Source organism: Pseudomonas sp. HOU2 (assembly GCF_040729435.1).
Taxonomy (GTDB): domain Bacteria; phylum Pseudomonadota; class Gammaproteobacteria; order Pseudomonadales; family Pseudomonadaceae; genus Aquipseudomonas.
Genome location: NZ_CP160398.1, coordinates 5,832,537 through 5,852,258, shown reverse-complemented (window position 1 = coordinate 5,852,258; position 19,722 = coordinate 5,832,537). Strand labels below are relative to the sequence as shown.

Annotated in this window: 20 protein-coding genes; 9 read left to right on the top strand and 11 right to left on the bottom strand. The window is 61.3% G+C overall.

Annotated elements, in window-relative coordinates; genetic code table 11:
* Window positions 1–144 precede the first annotated feature (144 nt).
* From ABV589_RS26415 to ABV589_RS26380, 8 genes are all read right to left on the bottom strand, one after another.
* Window positions 145–402: a hypothetical protein gene (locus ABV589_RS26415; protein ID WP_367084267.1), complete on the bottom strand. Its 258-nt coding sequence runs from the start codon at window positions 400–402 to the stop codon at window positions 145–147.
* A complete protein-coding gene (locus ABV589_RS26410) occupies window positions 399–608 on the bottom strand; it encodes a hypothetical protein (protein WP_367084266.1) in 210 nt (69 codons plus the stop codon). The genes ABV589_RS26415 and ABV589_RS26410 overlap by 4 nt, the downstream gene beginning before the upstream one ends.
* Window positions 609–878: 270 nt before the next feature.
* A complete protein-coding gene (locus ABV589_RS26405; protein WP_041062495.1) occupies window positions 879–1,058 on the bottom strand; it encodes a hypothetical protein in 180 nt (59 codons plus the stop codon).
* 156 nt (window positions 1,059–1,214) lie between these two features.
* Window positions 1,215–2,390: a lactonase family protein gene (locus ABV589_RS26400; protein ID WP_367084265.1), complete on the bottom strand. Its 1,176-nt coding sequence runs from the start codon at window positions 2,388–2,390 to the stop codon at window positions 1,215–1,217.
* A complete protein-coding gene (locus ABV589_RS26395) occupies window positions 2,387–2,671 on the bottom strand; it encodes a DUF5629 family protein (protein ID WP_367084264.1) in 285 nt (94 codons plus the stop codon). The genes ABV589_RS26400 and ABV589_RS26395 overlap by 4 nt, the downstream gene beginning before the upstream one ends.
* 165 nt (window positions 2,672–2,836) lie before the next feature.
* Window positions 2,837–4,417, bottom strand: coding sequence for an aldehyde dehydrogenase (NADP(+)) (locus ABV589_RS26390; protein ID WP_367084263.1), 1,581 nt, complete (start codon window positions 4,415–4,417; stop codon window positions 2,837–2,839).
* A 9-nt stretch (window positions 4,418–4,426) separates the two neighbouring features.
* Complete coding sequence (gene araD1 / locus ABV589_RS26385; protein ID WP_123586617.1) at window positions 4,427–5,419, bottom strand: AraD1 family protein; 993 nt, start codon at window positions 5,417–5,419, stop codon at window positions 4,427–4,429.
* A gap of 158 nt (window positions 5,420–5,577) precedes the next feature.
* A complete protein-coding gene (locus ABV589_RS26380) occupies window positions 5,578–6,900 on the bottom strand; it encodes an MFS transporter (RefSeq protein WP_367084262.1) in 1,323 nt (440 codons plus the stop codon).
* A 194-nt stretch (window positions 6,901–7,094) separates the two neighbouring features.
* On the opposite strand from ABV589_RS26380, the gene ABV589_RS26375 reads away from it, so the two are divergent.
* Complete coding sequence (locus ABV589_RS26375) at window positions 7,095–8,831, top strand: IlvD/Edd family dehydratase (RefSeq protein WP_027613081.1); 1,737 nt, start codon at window positions 7,095–7,097, stop codon at window positions 8,829–8,831.
* A 253-nt stretch (window positions 8,832–9,084) separates the two neighbouring features.
* Window positions 9,085–9,804 (top strand): FadR/GntR family transcriptional regulator, encoded by a 720-nt coding sequence (locus ABV589_RS26370; RefSeq protein WP_007917986.1) that lies wholly within the window; start codon window positions 9,085–9,087, stop codon window positions 9,802–9,804.
* 262 nt (window positions 9,805–10,066) lie between these two features.
* Here ABV589_RS26370 and ABV589_RS26365 read toward each other — a convergent pair whose 3' ends face one another.
* Together ABV589_RS26365 and ABV589_RS26360 are read right to left on the bottom strand one after the other, a co-directional pair.
* Window positions 10,067–12,451 carry an RND family transporter gene (locus ABV589_RS26365; protein ID WP_367084261.1) on the bottom strand — a complete coding sequence of 795 codons (2,385 nt, stop codon included), beginning with the start codon at window positions 12,449–12,451 and terminating at the stop codon, window positions 10,067–10,069.
* Window positions 12,448–13,491, bottom strand: coding sequence for a YCF48-related protein (locus ABV589_RS26360; protein ID WP_367084260.1), 1,044 nt, complete (start codon window positions 13,489–13,491; stop codon window positions 12,448–12,450). The genes ABV589_RS26365 and ABV589_RS26360 overlap by 4 nt, the downstream gene beginning before the upstream one ends.
* Window positions 13,492–13,940: 449 nt before the next feature.
* Between ABV589_RS26360 and ABV589_RS26355 the strand changes: the two genes are divergently transcribed.
* The 7 genes from ABV589_RS26355 (at window position 13,941) to ABV589_RS26325 (ending at window position 19,269) form a co-directional block, all read left to right on the top strand.
* Entirely contained in the window at window positions 13,941–14,531 is a 591-nt protein-coding gene (locus ABV589_RS26355) for an amino acid synthesis family protein (protein ID WP_025111640.1), read from the top strand.
* Window positions 14,532–14,562: 31 nt separating this feature from the next.
* Window positions 14,563–15,396, top strand: coding sequence for an alpha/beta fold hydrolase (locus ABV589_RS26350; RefSeq protein WP_367084259.1), 834 nt, complete (start codon window positions 14,563–14,565; stop codon window positions 15,394–15,396).
* Window positions 15,393–16,874 carry an aldehyde dehydrogenase gene (locus ABV589_RS26345; protein WP_367084258.1) on the top strand — a complete coding sequence of 494 codons (1,482 nt, stop codon included), beginning with the start codon at window positions 15,393–15,395 and terminating at the stop codon, window positions 16,872–16,874. The genes ABV589_RS26350 and ABV589_RS26345 overlap by 4 nt, the downstream gene beginning before the upstream one ends.
* Before the next feature lie 12 nt (window positions 16,875–16,886).
* Entirely contained in the window at window positions 16,887–17,372 is a 486-nt protein-coding gene (locus tag ABV589_RS26340) for a flavin reductase family protein (protein WP_007968633.1), read from the top strand.
* Window positions 17,373–17,503: 131 nt separating this feature from the next.
* Complete coding sequence (locus tag ABV589_RS26335) at window positions 17,504–17,893, top strand: carboxymuconolactone decarboxylase family protein (protein ID WP_198760186.1); 390 nt, start codon at window positions 17,504–17,506, stop codon at window positions 17,891–17,893.
* Window positions 17,894–17,951: 58 nt separating this feature from the next.
* Window positions 17,952–18,704 carry a GntR family transcriptional regulator gene (locus tag ABV589_RS26330; RefSeq protein WP_007968636.1) on the top strand — a complete coding sequence of 251 codons (753 nt, stop codon included), beginning with the start codon at window positions 17,952–17,954 and terminating at the stop codon, window positions 18,702–18,704.
* Between the two features lies 1 nt (window position 18,705).
* Window positions 18,706–19,269: an NUDIX hydrolase gene (locus ABV589_RS26325; RefSeq protein WP_098964282.1), complete on the top strand. Its 564-nt coding sequence runs from the start codon at window positions 18,706–18,708 to the stop codon at window positions 19,267–19,269.
* 124 nt (window positions 19,270–19,393) lie between these two features.
* On the opposite strand, the gene ABV589_RS26320 is transcribed toward ABV589_RS26325, so the two are convergent.
* The gene (locus tag ABV589_RS26320; RefSeq protein ID WP_367084257.1) at window positions 19,394–19,687 is read right to left on the bottom strand and encodes a DUF1330 domain-containing protein; all 294 of its coding nucleotides are present in this window, start codon (window positions 19,685–19,687) and stop codon (window positions 19,394–19,396) included.
* Window positions 19,688–19,722: the final 35 nt, after the last annotated feature.

Here is a 19,722-nt window from a genome sequence, read left to right as displayed (position 1 = left end):
GCCGCCCCCCTGTGGCGAGGGAGCTTGCTCCCGCTGGGTTGCGAAGCAGCCCCAAATGCGGCGATACCCAATTTCTGATGATCCGTGTTGAATGGTTTTGCGACTGCTGCGCAGCCGAGCGGGAGCAAGCTCCCTCGCCACAGGTTATGCAAGCGCGTTGCACATGCCCAGTGCCATGCAGTCCACTTCAAATGGACCAAGAAAGTCGACCTCGGCCTTGATCGGCGGATTGCCGGCCAGCAACCCTTGGGAGCTGGCCCGTTCGATGTTGTGCGCAATGCTGTGATTGGCCTCTATGGCCCGTGCCAGTGCACCGACCGAGCCTTGGCCGAAGCCGAGTAACGCCGCGCCATTGGTCATCAGGGCCAGACCGGCGATGACCCAGAGTCTGTAACCTTTCATGCTCCGCCCACTCCTGCGAGTTCAGCACGATCAACCAACACGTCGGCGCGGTGTTCGAACTGGATGCCGGGGTGTGCGACTTCGATCGGTGCTTCGAAGTTGTGTTGCGTCTGCGACGCGATGCTGACAAACAGCACCAGTGCCAGGTAAAGACCGATGGCCAGGTAGGCGCCGCGCTTGGCTGAGGTAATGATTGAACTGGCCATGATGTGCTCCGTGGGCATGTTTCAGTGCCGTCAGGATCAATCAAAAAAGCCGTGGTAACCACTCAGGGTTTGCCATAGTAAACATCAGCTTGGTTGATTATTTAGCCGGTCTATTTGCGCGGTTCAAGAAACCTATCAGGCTGCGAAAAACACACGCACACGTGTAGGAGCTGCCGAAGGCTGCGATCTGTTGGTTTTGCTTTTTAAAAACAAGATCAAAAGATCGCAGCCTTCGGCAGCTCCTACAGGGAGTTGTTCGAAGCGGGCATTTCAGTGTTGAGCTTTGTGGTCCAGTGCGGCGTAGAAGTTGGCGCTCTGTTGCAGGTATTTCTGGGTGTAGCTCTGGGTGTGGGATTTTTTGCTGGCGATTTCAACGTTGGCACTGGCTGGCAGCGCAACGGTAGCGGAAATAGCGGAAGCGGCGATAACAGAGAAGAGATTGAAGTTCATGGCGGTAACCCTCGTGTTCGGTTGGCTTGCTTGCCCGGTTGGGCCGTGAAGCAAACTTAACGCTCGAGGGTTGATCGCTTGAAATGCTTTGTAGCATTACCGGATATCAGCGCGATTAATACAATGAGACAGGCCCCGCAAACCGGGGCCTGTGGCTTATTGTCGCACTAGAAACTTCAGGTCGCTCGGGGCGTCCATCGGCAGTTTTTGCACGGTTTTGCCGAGCAGACCGGTCTTGGCGTCGCGCTCGACGACAACAATTTCGTTGCTCTTCTGGTTGGCGATCAGCAGGAACTTGCCACTCGGATCAAGGCTGAACTCACGCGGGTGATCGCCTTCCACCGAACGCTTTTGCAGTTCCTTGAGCTGGCCGGTCGCCGGATCGATGCTGAACACCACCAGTTGATTGGCGGTGCCGCGATTGCTGACGTAGAGGAACTTGCCGTCGGCAGACGCATGCAGCGCTGCGCCGGCCTTGTCCGAAGTCGGCTGACCGGCGGCCAGATCGACCATTTGCGTCTGGGTCAGCACGCCGTCGTGGTAGTCGAACACCGCGACCTGCGCGCTCATTTCCATGGTCAGCCAGGCATGCTTGCCGTCCGCGCTGAACAGGAGATGGCGCGGGCCGCTACCGGCGGGCAGGCTCACCGACGCGGTTTTCGCCGGAGTCAGTGGCAGATCCGGATTGGCTTTCGGGTCGAATCGATAGATGAACACCTTGTCCGCCCCCAGATCATTGGAGAACACATAGCGACCATCCGGCGAGGACACCGTCGAGTGCACGTGGTTGGACGCCTGGCGCTCCGGATTGACCCGGCTCGCCGGGTGCGCGCTCATCTGCACCACCGGTTTCAGTTTGCCATCGGCACCGACCGGCAACACCGCCAGCGTGCCACCCGGATCTTCCATCACCGAATAGTTGCTGACGAACAGATGGCTGGCATCGCCACTGAGGCTCGAATGGGTCGGCTCGTTGCCCAGGCTCTGCACTTGATTGATCAGGGTCAGGGCGTGGGTCTTGGGATCGATGGAATAGCTGCTGACGCGGCCGACCGGATCTTTCTGGCCGGGGCCGTTTTCGTTGACCACGAACAGCTGCTTCTGGTCTTTGGACAAGGTCAGCCACGACGGGTTTGCGCTCTTCACCACTTGCAGCGGCTTGGCGTCGATCTGGCCGGTGGCGCTATCGAAATTCATTCGATAGATGCCCTGGCTTGTGCCGGCGGTGTAGGAGCCGACCAGCAATTGATAAGTCTCGGCGCTGGCACTGGACAGGCCCATCGCACCGACGCTGCCGGCCATCAGCAGTGGCCAGAATTTACGCATGTTCATTGATCATCTTCCTCGTCATCGCTGCTGCTGACTACATCACCGAGGCAAACCAGGCGATGCTCGCCGGAATCACCAACGATCAACCAGCTCTGCAGGTCGTTATCAAAAGTAGCCGCTGCGACCTGAGCCGGCGTAAATTCCCAATGCTTGGCCGCTCGGCCATCCATGCATTCGATGTGCAGGTTGTCGTCTTCGTCGAGGGCGAATTCGAAGGCGTGCAAGCCATCGATTTCGACCATGCCGCAGTGTTCGAGGGCGTTGAGAAGGGTTTGGGCAGTCATGGCAATCAAGTCTTTCAGGGGGAAACCCGCAATGATAGCTCATTGTTGACGCAGAACCCTGTGGGAGCTGGCTTGCCAGCGATAGCAATTTGTCAGACACATCAATGTTGAATGTGCCGTCCTCATCGCTGGCAAGCCAGCTCCCACAGGGATATCGGCTGTCAGTTACAACGCGTCGCGTGACGGCTTGCCATCCACCAGCCGCTGGATACGCAACGGGTTGGCGTTTTTCAGTGGTTCGGGCAGCAAACTGTCGGGATAGTTCTGGAAACACACCGGGCGCAGGAAGCGATCAATCGCCAGCGTCCCCACCGAGGTGCCGCGCGCATCGGACGTCGCCGGATACGGCCCGCCATGCACCATCGCATCACACACCTCGACCCCGGTCGGGTAACCATTGAGCAGGATCCGCCCGACCTTCTGCTCAAGCAGCGGCGTCAGCTCCGGGAAGCGTTCGAAGTCGGCCAGCTCGCCGATAATCGTCGCCGTCAGTTGCCCGTGCAGGCCGTGCAATGCCGCGCTCAGTTGCGCCTTGTCGGCCACTTCGACGATCACCGTGGTCGGGCCGAACACCTCCTCCTGCAGCACCTCGTCACCGCCGATCAACAGACTGACGTCAGCCTTGAACAATTGCGGCTGCGCCTGATTACCCTGCTGCGGCTGGCCCGCCAAGTGCTCGATCCCGGAATGCGTCAAGAGCTTCTGCAGGCCTTTGCCATAGCTGCCGAGGGTGCCGGCGTTGAGCATGGTCTGCGCCGGTTGGTCGCCAATCAGCCCGGCGACTTGCTGGACGAAGGCGCTGAACTGCGGCGAACGAATACCAATGACCAATCCCGGATTGGTGCAGAACTGGCCGCAGCCCTGCACCACCGAGGCGGTCAGGTCGCGGGCGATGCTTTCCGAGCGTTCAGCCAGGGCTTGAGGCAGAACGATCACCGGGTTGATACTCGACATTTCGGCAAACACCGGGATCGGTTGCGGCCGCGCCGCGGCCATGTCGCACAGTGCGCGCCCGCCCTTGAGCGAACCGGTAAAACCCACTGCCTGAATCGCCGGATGCTTGACCAGCCATTCGCCAACGCCACCGCCGTAGATCATGTTGAACACACCGGCCGGCATCGCGGTTTTTTCGGCGGCGCGAATCAGTGCATCGGCGACAAGTTCAGCGGTTGCCATGTGGCCCGAATGAGCCTTGAACACCACCGGGCAACCGGCGGCCAGCGCGGCTGCGGTATCGCCACCGGCCGTGGAGAACGCCAGCGGAAAGTTGCTCGCACCGAACACCGCCACCGGGCCGAGGCCGATGCGGTACTGGCGCAGATCCGGACGCGGCAACGGCTGGCGATCCGGTAACGGCAAATCGATTCGCGCGCCGTAGAAATCACCGCGCCGCAGAACTTTGGCGAACAGGCGCATCTGCCCGCTGGTGCGCCCGCGCTCACCCTGAATTCGCCCTGCCGGCAGCGCGGTTTCGCGGCAGACCAGCGCAACGAACTCATCACCCAAGGCATCCAGTTCATCGGCAATCGCCTCGAGAAACTGTGCACGGCGTTCGGCGCTGAGGCTGCGATAGGCCGGGTACGCTGCGGCGGCGGCTTTGGCGGCGGCATCGACTTCGGCTTCAGTCGCCTGAATGAAATCGTACGGCAGCTGTTCGCCAGTAGTCGCGTCGACGCTTTGCAGTTTGACGTTGCCTGCTGCGCTGCGCTGTCCGCCGATGTAGTTGTGGCCGAGAATCTGAGTCATGGGAGCTCCTTAAAGGGTGCCGATGCTGTCCGGTTGAAAAGCCGCTGCTGCCGGGGCGATGCCGTTGACCAGCGGTGCGCCGAATTCGGCCTGGCTGATTTCAAACCGGTCGCCCGGTTGGGTGCGGATGCCATCGGCGAACGACAGGGTCGCGGTGCCGAAAAAGTGGATGTGCACGTCGCCGGGACGCAGGAACTGGCGGTATTTGAAATGGTGGTATTCAAGGTTGGCGAGGCTGTGGCACATGTTGGCCTCGCCGCTGAGGAATTCGTTCTGCCAAAGCACTTCGCCGTTGCGCAGGATGCGGCTGGTGCCGGCCAGATGTTGAGGCAATTCACCGGTGCGCAGTTCCGGGCCGTAGCTGCAACTGCGCAGTTTCGAGTGGGCCAGGTACAGGTAGTTCTTGCGTTCCATGACGTGGTCGGAGAACTCATTGCCCACCGCGAAACCGAGGCGATACGGTTTGCCGTCGTGGCCGATGACGTAGAGCCCGGCCATCTCCGGTTCCTCACCGGCATCCTCGGCGAACGGCGGCAGCGGAAAGGCCTCACCCGGACGCACGACGATGCTGCCGTCGCCCTTGTAGAACCATTCCGGCTGCACGCCGGCCTGCCCTGCCGCCGGTTTGCCACCCTCCACGCCCCATTTGAAGATGCGCATGGTGTCGGTCATTTGCGCTTCGTCGCCGGCCTGCTGGTGCATCTTGTCCCGCGCCGAGGCGCTGCCCAGGTGCGTCAGGCCGGTGCCGCTGACCAGCAGGTGCGCCGGGTCCGGGTGGTCCAGCGGCGGCAGGATGCGCCGGTCTTTGAGCAACTGCGCATAGTCATGACTGATGCCGAGGCCGTGGGTTTGTACTTGCTGCTCCAGAGTGCTGCGGGCTTCGATGGCGGCCAGCGCGAGATCGCGTACGCTGCGGGCGTCCTGCACTTCGCGGATCAGGCCGTTGTCGACCACGCCGACGCGGCGCTCGCCGTTGATCAATTCGAATTGAACCAGATGCATAAATTTCTCCTGTAAACAAAACTTCGAAACACTGCAAAACCCTGTGGGAGCTGGCTTGCCAGCGATGGCAATCTGTCTGATACCGCTATGTTGGATGTACCGCCGTCATCGCTGGCAAGCCAGCTCCCACAGGGTTTGCGGTGATGGTTCGTTTGATATCAGGTTCTTGTGGCACCGCGTGCACTGGCGGCGAACTGCTCAACCGGCAGCACGTGCTTGCGTTCCAGCACGCGGTAGACGATGCCCGTCAGGATCAAACCGAACACCATCACCCCCGAGAGGAAGTACAGGCCGGAGCCAAGATTCCCGGTGTATTCCTTCAACGCCCCGATCACGAACGGCCCGATATACCCGCCGAGGTTGCCCACCGAGTTGATCAGCGCAATCCCAGCCGCCGCACTCGCCCCAGCGAAGAACCGCCCCGGCAAGGTCCAGAACACCGCGGTGCAGGAAAACAGCGCGAACGCAACCAGGCACAGCGCCGCCAATTGCGCCACCGGCAAGGTCAGCCACGCGCTGAAAAACAGGCCCAGCGCGCCCAGCACATAAAGCACCGCCAGATGGCCGTAGCGATCATTCATGCGGTCGGAACTGCGCGGCACGATCAGCAGGCCGACGATGCCAAAGATGTACGGCACCGCCGAGACGAAACCGGTCACCAGATCGCTGCCGCCGAACTGTTTGATCAGCGTCGGCAGCCACAGGCCGAGGCCATAAATGCTCAGGGTCACCGGCAGGTAGAACAGCGCCAGCAGCAACACGCGTTTGTCCCTGAGTGCATGCAGCGGGTTGCCGTGACGGGTCTGGCCGTATTCCTGAAGATCCTTTTTCAGTTCGCCGGTCAGCCAGTCTTTCTCGGCCTGATCCATCCACTTCACGTTTTGCGGGCCATCGGGCAGCCAGCGCAGGACCGGCCAGGTCAGCAGGATCGCCGGGGTCCCGATGACGATGAACAGCCACTGCCAGCCGTGCAGACCGAGGATGCCGTCCATGCCCAGCAAGCCGCCGGACACCGGGCCGGTGATCATCATCGCGATCGGTTGGGAGAGGATGAACAGGCCGAGGATCTTGCCGCGATGGCGCACCGGGAACCATTGGGTGATGTAGTACAGAACGCCGGGGAAGAACCCCGCCTCCGCCGCGCCGAGCAGAAAGCGCATCACGTAGAAACTGTGCGGGCCCTGGACGAACGCCATGCCGATGGTGATCGCGCCCCAGGTGATCATGATCCGCGCGAACCAGCGCCGCGCACCGAAGCGCTCGAGCATCAGGTTGCTGGGGATTTCGAGAAGAAAGTAGCCGATGAAAAACAGTCCGGCACCGAAACCGTAGGCCGCGTCGCCGATACCGATGTCGGCGCCCATGTGCAGCTTGGCGAAGCCGACGGCGGAGCGATCCACATAGGCGATCAGGTACAGCAGGATCAGGAAGGGGATCAGTTTCAGCGTGATGCGGCGAACAAGCCGCAGTTCCTGGCTCATGGGATCGGTCTCCGATTGTTGTTTTTATAGAACCTCGGGGGACGCCTCTCGCGGAAAACCGCCAGGGCCAATCCCTCCGTCGAAAACGACTATATAGTAATACTAATTACCCAACAACACTTCCAAAGCGACGATTTTGCGCTTATGTTTAGCCGTGACTCGCAAACAATAGTCTTACAATAAGAGAATCGATCATGTCTGAGAAGAAACCCACCCTGCGCTCGGCCCAATGGTTTGGCACTGCCGACAAGAACGGCTTCATGTACCGCAGCTGGATGAAGAATCAGGGCATCGCCGACCACCAGTTTCATGGCAAGCCGATCATCGGCATCTGCAACACCTGGTCGGAATTGACCCCGTGCAACGCGCATTTCCGCCAGATTGCGGAGCACGTCAAACGCGGGGTGATCGAGGCCGGTGGCTTTCCGGTGGAATTCCCGGTGTTCTCCAATGGCGAGTCGAACCTGCGCCCGACCGCCATGCTCACCCGCAACCTGGCGAGCATGGACGTCGAAGAAGCGATTCGCGGCAACCCGATTGACGGCGTGGTGCTGCTGACCGGCTGCGACAAAACCACCCCGGCGCTACTGATGGGCGCGGCCAGTTGCGACGTGCCGGCGATCGTCGTCACCGGCGGGCCGATGCTCAACGGCAAACACAAGGGCAAGGACATCGGCTCCGGCACGGTGGTCTGGCAGCTCAGCGAACAGGTCAAGGCCGGCACCATCACCATCGACGATTTCCTTGCAGCCGAGGGCGGCATGTCGCGCTCGGCGGGCACCTGCAACACCATGGGCACCGCGTCGACCATGGCCTGCATGGCCGAAGCGCTCGGCACGTCCCTGCCGCACAACGCGGCGATTCCGGCGGTGGATGCACGGCGTTATGTGTTGGCGCACATGTCCGGCATGCGCGCGGTGGAGATGGTGCGCGAAGACTTGCGCCTGTCGAAGATTCTGACCAAGGAAGCGTTTGAAAACGCTATCCGTGTAAACGCCGCCATCGGCGGTTCGACCAACGCGGTGATCCACTTGAAAGCCATCGCCGGGCGCATCGGCGTCGAGCTGGATCTGGACGACTGGACCCGCATCGGGCGTGGCATGCCGACCATCGTCGACCTGCAACCGTCCGGGCGTTTTCTGATGGAAGAGTTTTACTACGCCGGTGGCTTGCCGGCAGTACTGCGGCGTCTCGGTGAGGCCAATCTGATCCCCAATCCGAATGCCCTGACCGTCAACGGTAAATCGCTGGGCGAGAACACCAAGGATGCGCCGATCTATGGCGAGGACGAAGTGATCCGCACCCTCGACAATCCGATCCGCGCTGACGGCGGTATCTGCGTGCTGCGCGGCAACCTGGCGCCGCTCGGTGCGGTGCTCAAGCCGTCCGCCGCCACGCCTGAGCTGATGCAGCATCGCGGTCGCGCGGTGGTGTTCGAGAACTTCGACATGTACAAGGCGCGAATCAATGATCCGGAACTGGATGTCGATAAAGACTCGATTCTGGTGATGAAGAACTGCGGGCCGAAGGGTTATCCGGGCATGGCCGAGGTCGGCAACATGGGTTTGCCGGCCAAGCTGCTAGCGCAGGGCGTGACGGATATGGTGCGTATCTCCGACGCGCGGATGAGTGGCACCGCGTACGGCACGGTGGTTTTGCACGTCGCCCCGGAAGCGGCGGCCGGCGGGCCGTTGGCGGTGGTGCAGGAAGGCGACTGGATCGAGCTGGACTGCGCCAGCGGGCGTTTGCATCTGGACATTCCGGATGCCGAACTGGCGGCGCGCATGGCGGATCTGCAGCCACCGCAGCAATTGTTGGTGGGTGGCTATCGTCAGCTGTACATCGACCATGTGCTGCAGGCGGATCAAGGTTGTGATTTCGACTTCCTGGTGGGTTGCCGAGGGGCCGAAGTGCCGCGCCATTCTCATTAACAGCAAAATCTTTCAGGCCTGAATCCAACCACTGTGGCGAGGGAGCTTGCTCCCGCTCGGCTGCGTAGCAGTCGCAAATCAGCATTAGCGGTATCACAGGAGAACCGCATATACCGGTTTTGGGGCCGCTGCGCAGCCCAGCGGGAGCAAGCTCCCTCGCCACAGGGTGTTCGCAGATTTCAGGCCTGATGATTGCGCCGCACGCCTGCTATGATGCGCGGCATCTCCATCGCTCAGGATCGCGCCGTTCCCCATGGATTACCGCAAACCTTCCGACCGCAAAAGCATGCACTCGCGCATTGTCCAGGAACTGGGCATGCAGATCGTCTCCGGACGCTTTTTGCCCGACGACAAACTGCCCGCCGAAGCGCTGTTGTGCGAGGAATACGCGGTGAGCCGGCCGGTGTTGCGCGAAGCGACGCGGGTGCTGGTGGCCAAGGGGCTGGTGTATTCAAAACCGCGGGTCGGCACGGTGGTCAAGGCGCGCCGCGAGTGGCACATGCTCGACCCGGACGTGCTGCACTGGCTGATGCAAAGCAGTCCGCAGAATGAATTCTTCAATGTGCTGACCAGCGTACGCAGCATCATCGAACCGGCCGCTGCCGCCCTCGCCGCCCAGCATGCGACCGAGGCCGACATCGCGGCCATCGGCGAAGCCTATCAACGCATGGAAGCCGCGCCGACCCCGGAAGCCTTGCTGCAGCCGGATCTGGACTTCCACAGCCGCATCGCCGACGCGACTCACAACGATCTGCTGGCGAACCTGTGCAACATGCTTTCGGTGGCGATTGCCGAGGCGTTGAAGCATTCCAACCAGCGGCCGAACCTGCATGAACTGGCGCTGCCGCGGCACAAGGCGATTCTCACCGCGATCGAGAACCGTGATGCGCTGGGTGCAAGGCATGCAACGCTGGTGCAGCTGGATGATGCGCGCAGTGCGCTTAGCGTCGTGCTAGGCACCGAACTTTCTTAAGCCTTGAGACCGCCGGCCCTCACCCTAGCCCTCTCCCGGAGGGAGAGGGAACTGACCGAGTTGTTCTTCGTCATACATCGACCTGAATGACTGAGTCGATTATGGATTCAAAGCAAGTCGTTCAAGTCGGTGCAGATCTCCAATATACCCGGATCGGTCCCCTCTCCCCCCGGGAGAGGGCTAGGGTGAGGGGCTTTTGATCTTGACTCATAAAAAAGCCGCAACCCCAAAGGTTGCGGCTTTGTCGTTTCAGACAGACGGATCAGTGGGCAAACAGCGAATTGCCCTTCTGCCCCGCCAGTTTCTCCGGTTTGATCAGGAACTTCGCCAGCGCCGGCAGCAGCCACAGCGCACCGAACATGTTCCACAGCAGCATGAAGGTCAGCATCAGGCCCATGTCGGCCTGGAACTTGATCGCCGAGAAGATCCAGGTGCACACGCCGATCGCCAGGCAAAGACCGGTGAACAGCACCGCTTTACCGGTGGATTTCAGGGTCTGGTAATAGGCTTCCTGCAACGGCAGACCGGCGCGCAGGAAACTTTCCAGTCGGCTGTAGATGTAGATGCCGTAGTCCACGCCAATCCCCACGCCCAGCGCCACCACCGGCAGGGTCGCGACCTTGACGCCGATGCCCATGAACGCCATCAGCGCGTTGCCCAGCACCGAGGTCAGCACCAGCGGCAGGACGATGCACAGGGTCGCCGCCCATGAACGGAAGGTGATCATGCACATCACCGCGACGCAGATGTACACCAGGATCAGGATGGTCAGTTCGGCCTGTTTGATCACTTCGTTGGTGGCCGCCTCGATCCCGGCATTACCGGCGGCAAGGATGAATTCCAGACCGTCCTTGTTGTTGGCCTTGGCGAATTCCTGCACCGCATGCACCGCACGGTCGAGGGTTTCGGCCTTGTGGTCATTGAGGAAGATCAACACTGGCGCCAGCGAACAGCTGTTGTTGTACAGGCCGTCGGCACGGGCAATCGAGTTGTTCAGCACGTCCGGGTTGCGCGACAGGGTTTCCCATTTCAGGTTGCCCTCGTTCATGCCCTTGATCATCTGCTTGGACACGGTCACCAGCGAGATCGCCGACTGCACGCCCTCGGTGTTCTGCATCTTCCACATCAGCTCATCGATCGGCGCCATCGCTTCGTAGCGCGAGCAACCTTCGGTGGCGGTCTTGACCATCACCACCAGCACGTCGGAACTGGTGGAGTAGTTGTTGATGATGAAGTTGTTGTCCTTGTTGTAGCGCGAGTCCGGACGCAATTCCGGTGCGCCTTGATCGAGGTCGCCGATTTTCAGGTTCTGGCTGTACCAGAGGCCGCCGCCGAACGCGATCAGCGCCAGGGCGATGGAAACCGGCGCCACTTTCGGGCTGGCGAAATTCGACAACATGCGCCAGAACGGGTGTTCGCGATTCGCGTCCTTCTTGCTCTTGGCGATGGCGCGCTTGCTGATGCCGACATAGGAAATCGCCACCGGCAGCAGGATCAGGTTGGTGAACACGATCACCGCCACGCCGATGGACGCGCCGATCGCCAGTTCGCGGATTACCCCGATGTCGATGATCAGCAGGGTGATGAAGCCCACGGCGTCGGCGAGAATCGCGATCATCCCCGGCAGGAACAGCTGCCGGAAAGTGCGCCGCGCCGCCGTCAGGGCGTTGTCCGCTTCACTCGATTGCAGGGCGATCCCGTTGATCTTCTGCACGCCGTGGGAAATGCCGATGGCGAAGATCAGGAACGGCACCAGCATCGAATACGGATCCAGCCCGAAACCGAAGAAGTGCATCAGCCCGAGCTGCCAGACCACCGCCACCAGCGTGGTGCTCAACACCGCCACCGTGCTGCGCAGACAGTTGGTGAACCACAGCAGCAGGATCAGGGTGATGACGAAAGCGATGCCGAAGAACATCACCACCATCACCAGGCCGTCGATCAGGTCACCGACCTTCTTGGCGAAGCCGACGATGTGGATCTTGACGTTGGGGTTCTGCGCTTCAAACTTGTTGCGGATCTTGTCTTCGAGTTCATGGGAGAACTGGCGGTAGTCCAGCGCCAGCAGCTTGCCCTGATCCTGCGGGTCCGGGTAGGACTCCAGCAGCGGGATGTCGACGATGCTCGACTTGAAGTCATTGGACACCAGCCGCCCGACCTGTCCGGATTTGAGGACGTTGTTGCGCAGCATGTCAAGGCTGTCCGGCGAGCCGTCGTAGCTTTGCGGAATCACTTCACCGCCGGCAAAACCTTCTTCGGTGACTTCGGTCCAGCGTACGCTCGGACTCCACAGCGACTTGAGGCCGGAGCGGTCGACGCCGGAGATGTAGAACACCTCGTCGTTGATCTGGCGCAGCGTCTCCATGTACTCCTTGGAGAAGATGTCGCCGTCCTTGGCTTCCACCGAAATGCGCACGGTGTTGCCCAGGTTCGCCAGATCGTTGCGGTGCTCCATCATCTTCTCGATGAACGGATGCTTGAGCGGGATCATTTTTTCGAAACTGGTGGACGGGCGGATCAGCGTGGCTTGCCAGAACAGGAAAATGCTGACCACCAGGCAGATCAGGATCACGGCCGGGCGGTTGTTGAAAATCAGACGTTCGAGGAGCGTCGCTTTGTCCTGCTGAGGAGTGATCAAGGAAGTCATAGCCCCGCCTTCTTATTATTGATTTCGGCGCCGTTTGGCTGCGTGGTGTGCACGCCGCCCTGCCCGGTCAGAATCAGATTGCCGTCGCCGGCCGCTGTCACCGAGGACAGCGAGATGCGGTCCGGGCGGTTGAACACGCTGAAGGTTTCGCCGTTGTCGCTGCTGCTGATCACCGAGCCGCCGTTGCCGACGATCACGATCGAGCCATCGGCAAGCAGCGTGGCGCCGGACAGACCGAACTCCAGCGCACCGCGCGCGGCCTTGAGTTCGACCTGCTGCCAGGTGCTGCCAAAGTCGCTGGAGCGGTAGAGGTTGCCGCGCAAGCCATAGGCCAACAGGGTTTGCGCTTGCGCAGTGCCGATCACGCCGAACAGCGAGCCCTGATAGGGCCCCTGGAGTTTCTCCCAGGTCTGGCCCCAGTCCGGGGAGCGGAACATGCTGCCCTGCTCGCCGACAATGAACAGACCAGCGTCCTTGACGGCGGCGATGGCGTTGAGGTGGAACTGATCCTGGTTGTCAAGGCGGTCGCTGACATCCTGCCAGTTCTTGCCGCCGTCGGTGGTTTCCAGCAGTGCGCCGTAAGCGCCGACCGCAACACCGTGGTTGACGTCCTGGAACCAGACGTCGAGCAGCGGTGCTTCGCGCTTGAGGTCTTCGAACTGTTTGCTCCAGGTCAGGCCGCCGTCGTCGCTGGCGAGGATCTGCGCGTCGTGCCCCACCGCCCAGCCGTGCTTGTCATCGACGAAGTACACTGCCGTCAGCAGTTGCCGGGTCGGCACTTTGGCTTGAGTCCAGCTTTTGCCCTGGTCATCGGAATAGAGAATGTGCCCACGATCACCGACCGCCACCAGGCGGGTGCCGGCGTGGACAACATCGAGTATCAGGCTTTTGGCGGCTTTGGCCGATTCGGTGGAATACACCCCGTCGGCCGGCGCTTCGGCGGCCAGCACGGGTGCCGACAAGGCAGCACAGCCCAGCAGAGTGAGTGCTGTGGCCAGCAACGCGGTGTTGCGTAACGCCGGCGGGCGGCAACGACTCATAGACCTTCCCCTATTTATTATTGTTAGGCCGTTCGGCCTTAGGGCGCCGCAAGGGTGCTCGTGGTGACTGATGGGTCACAAGCATAGCCGTGAAACCCGCAGTCCAGAGCGCCTTGGGAAGCTGGCTCATCCTATCGGGCTTTGGAAACGTCTGACAATCGGCGCCACGTTATCTTTTGTTAACCGGATGACCCCGACACAAACCCCTGTAGGAGCTGCGGCACGCTGCGATCTTTTGATCCGGGTCTTTAAAAACAGGATCAACAGATCGCAGCGTGCCGCAGCTCCTACATCGATATTGCGACAGGTCGGATTGATGAGGATGGCAGGTGAATGCGCTGCCATTCGCCGGATGGATGCGGCAAAAGTTACCGGAGGGACTTGCACGATCGGTATTATGGTATACCATCAGACGCACAGACACTCTCAATCCCACTACGGAGCAGCTCATGAGTTTCGAAATTCGCAAGATCGTCAGCTATGTCGAAGAAACCTTCATCGAAGGTGGCAAAGCCACTGACAAGCCAGTGACCATGGTCGGGCTGGCCGTGGTGATGAAGAACCCGTGGGTCGGCAACGGCTTCGTCGAGGATCTGAAACCGCAGATCCGCGCCAACTGCTCCGACCTCGGCGCCATGATGGTCGAGCGGCTGGTGGGCATCATTGGTGGCGCCGAAAAGATCGAGGCTTACGGCAAAGCGGCAGTGGTCGGCGCCGACGGCGAGATCGAACACGCCTCGGCCGTGATCCACACCCTGCGCTTCGGCAACCACTACCGCGAAGCGGTCAAGGCCAAGAGCTACCTGAGCTTCACCAACAAGCGCGGCGGCCCGGGCACGTCGATCCAGATCCCGATGATGCACAAGGACGACGAAGGCCAGCGTTCGCACTACATCACTCTGGAAATGCAGATCGAAGACGCGCCGCGTGCCGACGAAATCGTCGTCGTGCTCGGGTGCGCCGACGGTGGTCGCCTGCACCCGCGCATCGGCAACCGCTACATCGATCTGGAAGAACTGGCCGCCGAAAAAGCCCAGTAATCACAATAAAAAGGCATTGCAGGAGCGCTCCATGATTCGGCTCACCGCTGAACTCACCCCGGCTGGCACCAGTTACCTGGCGACCGGCCAAGGCCAGCCCGTGGTCTTGATCCACGGCGTGGGCCTGAACAAAGAAATGTGGGGCGGCCAGATCGTCGGCCTGTCTGCCCAATACCAGGTGATCGCCTACGACATGCTCGGCCACGGCGCCAGCCCGCGCCCGGCCAGCGGCACCGGCCTGCTCGGTTATGCCGATCAGTTGCTGGAGCTGCTCGATCACCTGAATCTGCCCGAGGCAGCGGTGATCGGTTTCTCCATGGGCGGCCTGGTGGCGCGGGCGTTTGCCCTGCACTACCCGGAGCGCCTGCAAAGCCTGGTGGTACTCAACAGCGTGTTCAACCGCAGCGAAGAACAGCGCGCCGGGGTTATCGCCCGTACCGCGCAGGCCGCTGAACACGGCCCGGATGCCAATGCCGAAGCGGCGCTGTCACGCTGGTTCAGCCGTGAATATCAGGCGGCCAACCCGGCGCAGATCGCGGCCATTCGTCAGACCCTGGCCGGCAATGATCCGCAAGGCTACCTGACCACTTACGAATTGTTCGCCACCCAGGACATGTACCGCGCCGACGACCTCGGCAGCATACAGGCGCCGACGCTGATCGCCACCGGCGAACTCGACCCCGGTTCCACCCCGGAAATGGCCGAGCAACTGGCCCGGCGCATTCCCGGTGCGAAGGTTGCGGTGCTGCCCGAGCAACGGCATATGATGCCGGTAGAGTCGCCGCGCCTGGTCAACCAGACGCTGCTGGAATTTCTCGACTACGCACACGCCCGACAAAACCATATAAAGGGGATCGTTGCATGACACTCGCACGCTTCCAGATGTGCATCGGCGGAGAATGGGTCGACGCCCTCTCCGGCAAGACTTTCACAAGCCTCAACCCGGCCAGCGCGCAAGCCTGGGCCGAACTGCCCGACGCCGATGAAGCCGATGTCGAACGCGCCGTGCAAGCGGCGCAGACTGCCTTCGACAGCCCGGCCTGGCGCGGCCTCACCGCCACTGCCCGCGGCAAACTGCTGCGGCGTCTCGGTGACCTGATCGCAGAAAACAAGGAACAACTGGCGCAGTTGGAAAGCCGCGACAACGGCAAACTGATCCGCGAAACCCGTGGTCAGGTCGGTTATCTGCCGGAGTTCTTCCACTACACCGCAGGCCTCGCAGACAAGCTCGAAGGCGGCACCCTGCCGCTGGACAAGCCCGACCTGTTTGCCTACACCGTGCACGAGGCGATGGGTGTGGTTGCCGCGATCATTCCGTGGAACAGCCCGCTGTACCTGACTGCGATCAAACTGGCGCCGGCTCTCGCTGCCGGCAACACCATCGTGATCAAGCCGTCCGAGCACGCCTCGGCGACCATCCTTGAGCTGGCACGTCTGGCCCTCGAAGCCGGGATTCCGTCAGGCGTGGTCAACGTCGTCACCGGTTACGGCCCGAGCACCGGCGCCGCCCTCACCCGCCATCCGCTGATCCGCAAGATCGCCTTCACCGGCGGCGCGGCCACGGCCCGGCATGTGGTGCGCAGCAGCGCCGAGAACTTCGCCAAGCTGTCGCTGGAACTCGGCGGCAAGTCGCCGAACATCATCTTCGCCGACGCCGACCTGGACAGCGCGATCAACGGCGCGATTGCCGGGATCTACGCCGCCTCCGGCCAGAGCTGCGTGTCCGGTTCACGCCTGCTGGTGCAGGATGAAATCTACGACGAGTTCGTCAACCGCCTGGTCGAACGCGCCCAGCGCATCCGCATCGGCAACCCGCAGGAGGACCACAGCGAGATGGGTCCGATGGCCACCGCGCAGCAACTGGCGGTGGTCGAAGGTCTGGTGGCTGACGCCATCGCTGAAGGTGCGCGTTTGCGCACCGGCGGCAAGCGTCCGAACGATCTCGGTGACGGCTGGTTCTACGAGCCGACGTTGTTCGAGTGCGACCGCAACTCGATGAAGATCATGCAGGAAGAAGTCTTCGGCCCGGTGGCTTCGGTGATTCGCTTCAAAGATGAAGCCGAGGCGCTGACGATTGCCAACGACTCGCAGTTCGGCCTCGCCGCCGGCATCTGGACCCGCGACCTGGGCCGCGCCCATCGCCTGGCGCGGGATGTGCGTTCGGGGATCATCTGGGTCAACACCTACCGCGCAGTGTCGGCGATGGCGCCGATCGGCGGCTTCAAGAACAGTGGCTATGGACGCGAAAGCGGCATCGATTCGGTGCTGGCCTACACCGAACTGAAAACGGTGTGGATCAACCTCTCTCAGGCGCCGATGCCTGATCCGTTTGTGATGCGCTAGGAGTCCTGCGACATGATCGAACCCGGCATTTACAAAGACGTCATGAGCTCGTTTCCGTCCGGGGTCACGGTGGTCACCACCCTCGACCCGGAGGGCGCCATCGTCGGCATCACCGCCAGCGCCTTCAGTGCGCTGTCGATTGATCCGGCGCTGGTGCTGTTCTGCCCCAACTACGCCTCCGACACCTACCCGGTACTGCGCGACAGCAAGAAATTCGCGATCCATTTGCTGTCCGCCGACCAGACCGCTGAAGCCTATGCCTTTGCTGGTAAAGGCAAGGACAAGGCCAAAGACATCCAGTGGCATTTGAGCGAACTGGGTAACCCGATCCTCGCCAAGGCCACGGCGATCATCGAGTGCGAGTTGTGGCGTGAATACGACGGTGGTGATCACGCGATCATTGTCGGCGCGGTGAAGAACCTGATCCTGCCCGAGCAACCGGTGACGCCGATGATTTATCACAAGGGCAAGCTTGGGCCGTTGCCGACCCTGGCCTGAAAGAACAATGCAAAACTCTGTGGGAGCTGGCTTGCCAGCGATGACGTCGGAACATTCAACATCAATGCTGACTGAACCACCGCTATCGCTGGCAAGCCAGCTCCCACAGGGATTGAGGTGAGCCGAAGAATATGAGCAACGAAAAGTACGAAAAAGGCCTGAAGATCCGCACCCAGGTACTGGGCGAAGCCTACGTGCAGCGCTCGATTGAGAACGCCGATGACTTCAGCCGCCCGCTGCAGGAAATGGTCACCGAATATTGCTGGGGCCATGTCTGGGGGCGCGAGGGTTTGTCGCTCAAGGAGCGCAGCATGATCAACCTGGCGATGATCTCGGCGCTCAACCGTCCGCACGAACTCAAGCTGCATGTGCGCGGCGCCTTGCGTAACGGCCTGAGTCGTGAGCAAATACGCGAAATTCTGCTTCAGGTCGGTATTTATTGCGGCGTCCCGGCAGCCGTGGACAGTTTCCGGCTTGCCCGTGAAGCCTTCGCCGAAGCCGACGCCGAGGCCTCCAGTTAACCCCTCGGCTGTTTAGATGCCCGTCTGGCATGGACAGCCAACTTAAAGAGCGGACCCCATGAAACGCCAGCCACTCGACGACAGCTTCAAGGTCAATCGCAACCCCGTTACCCTGCGCGAAATCGTGCTGGATAAACTGCGTAGCGCGATCATGAATTTCCAGCTCATGCCCGGCGATCGTCTGGTGGAGCGCGATCTGTGCGATCGCCTCGGTGTCAGCCGCACATCGGTGCGCGAAGCCTTGCGCCACCTGGAGTCCGAAGGTCTGGTCGAGTTCGCCGATGCCAAAGGTCCGCGCGTTGCGATCATCACCCTCGCCGATGCGGTCGACATCTATGAGCTGCGCTGCGTGCTCGAAGGCCTGATCGTCCAGCTGTTCACCCTGCGCGCCAAGGCCAAGGACATCAAGGCCCTGGAAAAAGCCCTCGACGAGAACCGCAAGGCGCTCAAGGACGGCGAACTGCAACAGGTGATCGACTCGGTGCAGGGCTTCTACGACGTGCTGCTCGAAGGCTCGGGCAACCATGTTGCGGCCACTCAGTTGCGCCAGTTGCAGGCGCGCATCAGCTACTTGCGGGCGACCTCGGTGTCCCAGGAAAACCGGCGCGGCGCGAGTAACCACGAAATGGAAAAAATGGTTGAGGCGATCAAGAGCGGTGATCCGCTGGCGGCGCATCAGGCGTGTGTCGATCACGTGCGCGCTGCGGCCGCCGTGGCCCTCGACTACCTCAAGCGCAAGCAGGAAGAGACCGGCGCCACGCCGAACATCACCCTGCCCATCGCGCTGAAAGAACCGCGCATAGGTCACTGACATGTTCAGCCCGAGCTTTTGCCCGAAATGCGGTGGCCCTGACCTCGGTCAGCAGGTGCCGCCGGGCGATACGCACGAGCGCCTGATGTGCCGCGGCTGCGGCTACATCCACTACGTCAACCCGAAGATCATCGCCGGCTGCATCATCGAGCAGGACGGCAAATACCTCTTGTGCCAACGGGCGATCCCGCCGCGCCCGGGCACCTGGACGCTGCCGGCCGGCTTCATGGAAAGCGGCGAAACCACCGAGCAGGCGGCGCTGCGTGAAGTCTGGGAAGAAAGCGGCGTGCGTGCGGAAATCGTCTCGCCGTACTCGATTTTCAGCGTGCCGAAGATCAGCGAGGTGTACATCATCTTCCGCGCCATCGCGCTGGAGATCACTGGGCAGTTCGGGCCTGAGACCCTGGACTACAAGTTCTTCGCCCCTGAGGACATTCCGTGGGAGCAGATCTATTACCCGGCGATCCGGCAGATTCTCGAGCGCTATATCGAGGAGCGTCAGGCCGGGGTGTATGGGATCTACATGGGCAATGATGACAGCGGGAAGATTCACTTTATCCGCTGATACCCGATCTCTACTCGATCCCTGTAGGAGCTGCCGCAGGCTCGGGCCGCGATCGGACGATCTTTTGATCTTGTTTTTAGAATCAAAATCAAAAGATCGCAGCCTGCGGCAGCTCCTACAGGGGTTACGGCGCCAGTCCTTCGACGATGACGATCTCCGCCCTCGCCCATTCCTCGCGATAACGTTTCGCTTCCTGATACGCCGCCGAGTGGAAGCACGCCAGTGCTTGCCCGTAGCTCTCGAACTCGATCACCACGCTACGCTGAGGAGTAGCCCTGCCCTCCAGCGCTTCGCTGCGCCCGCCCCGGGCTAGAAACTTCGCGCCGAACTCGGCAAACGCGGCCGGCGCGCGCTGGGTGTATTGGCTGTAGTGCTCGGCATCATCGACATCCACGTGGGCAATCCAGTACGCCTTCATAGTGACCTCTTTGTTGATTTTGTATTATGGTATAC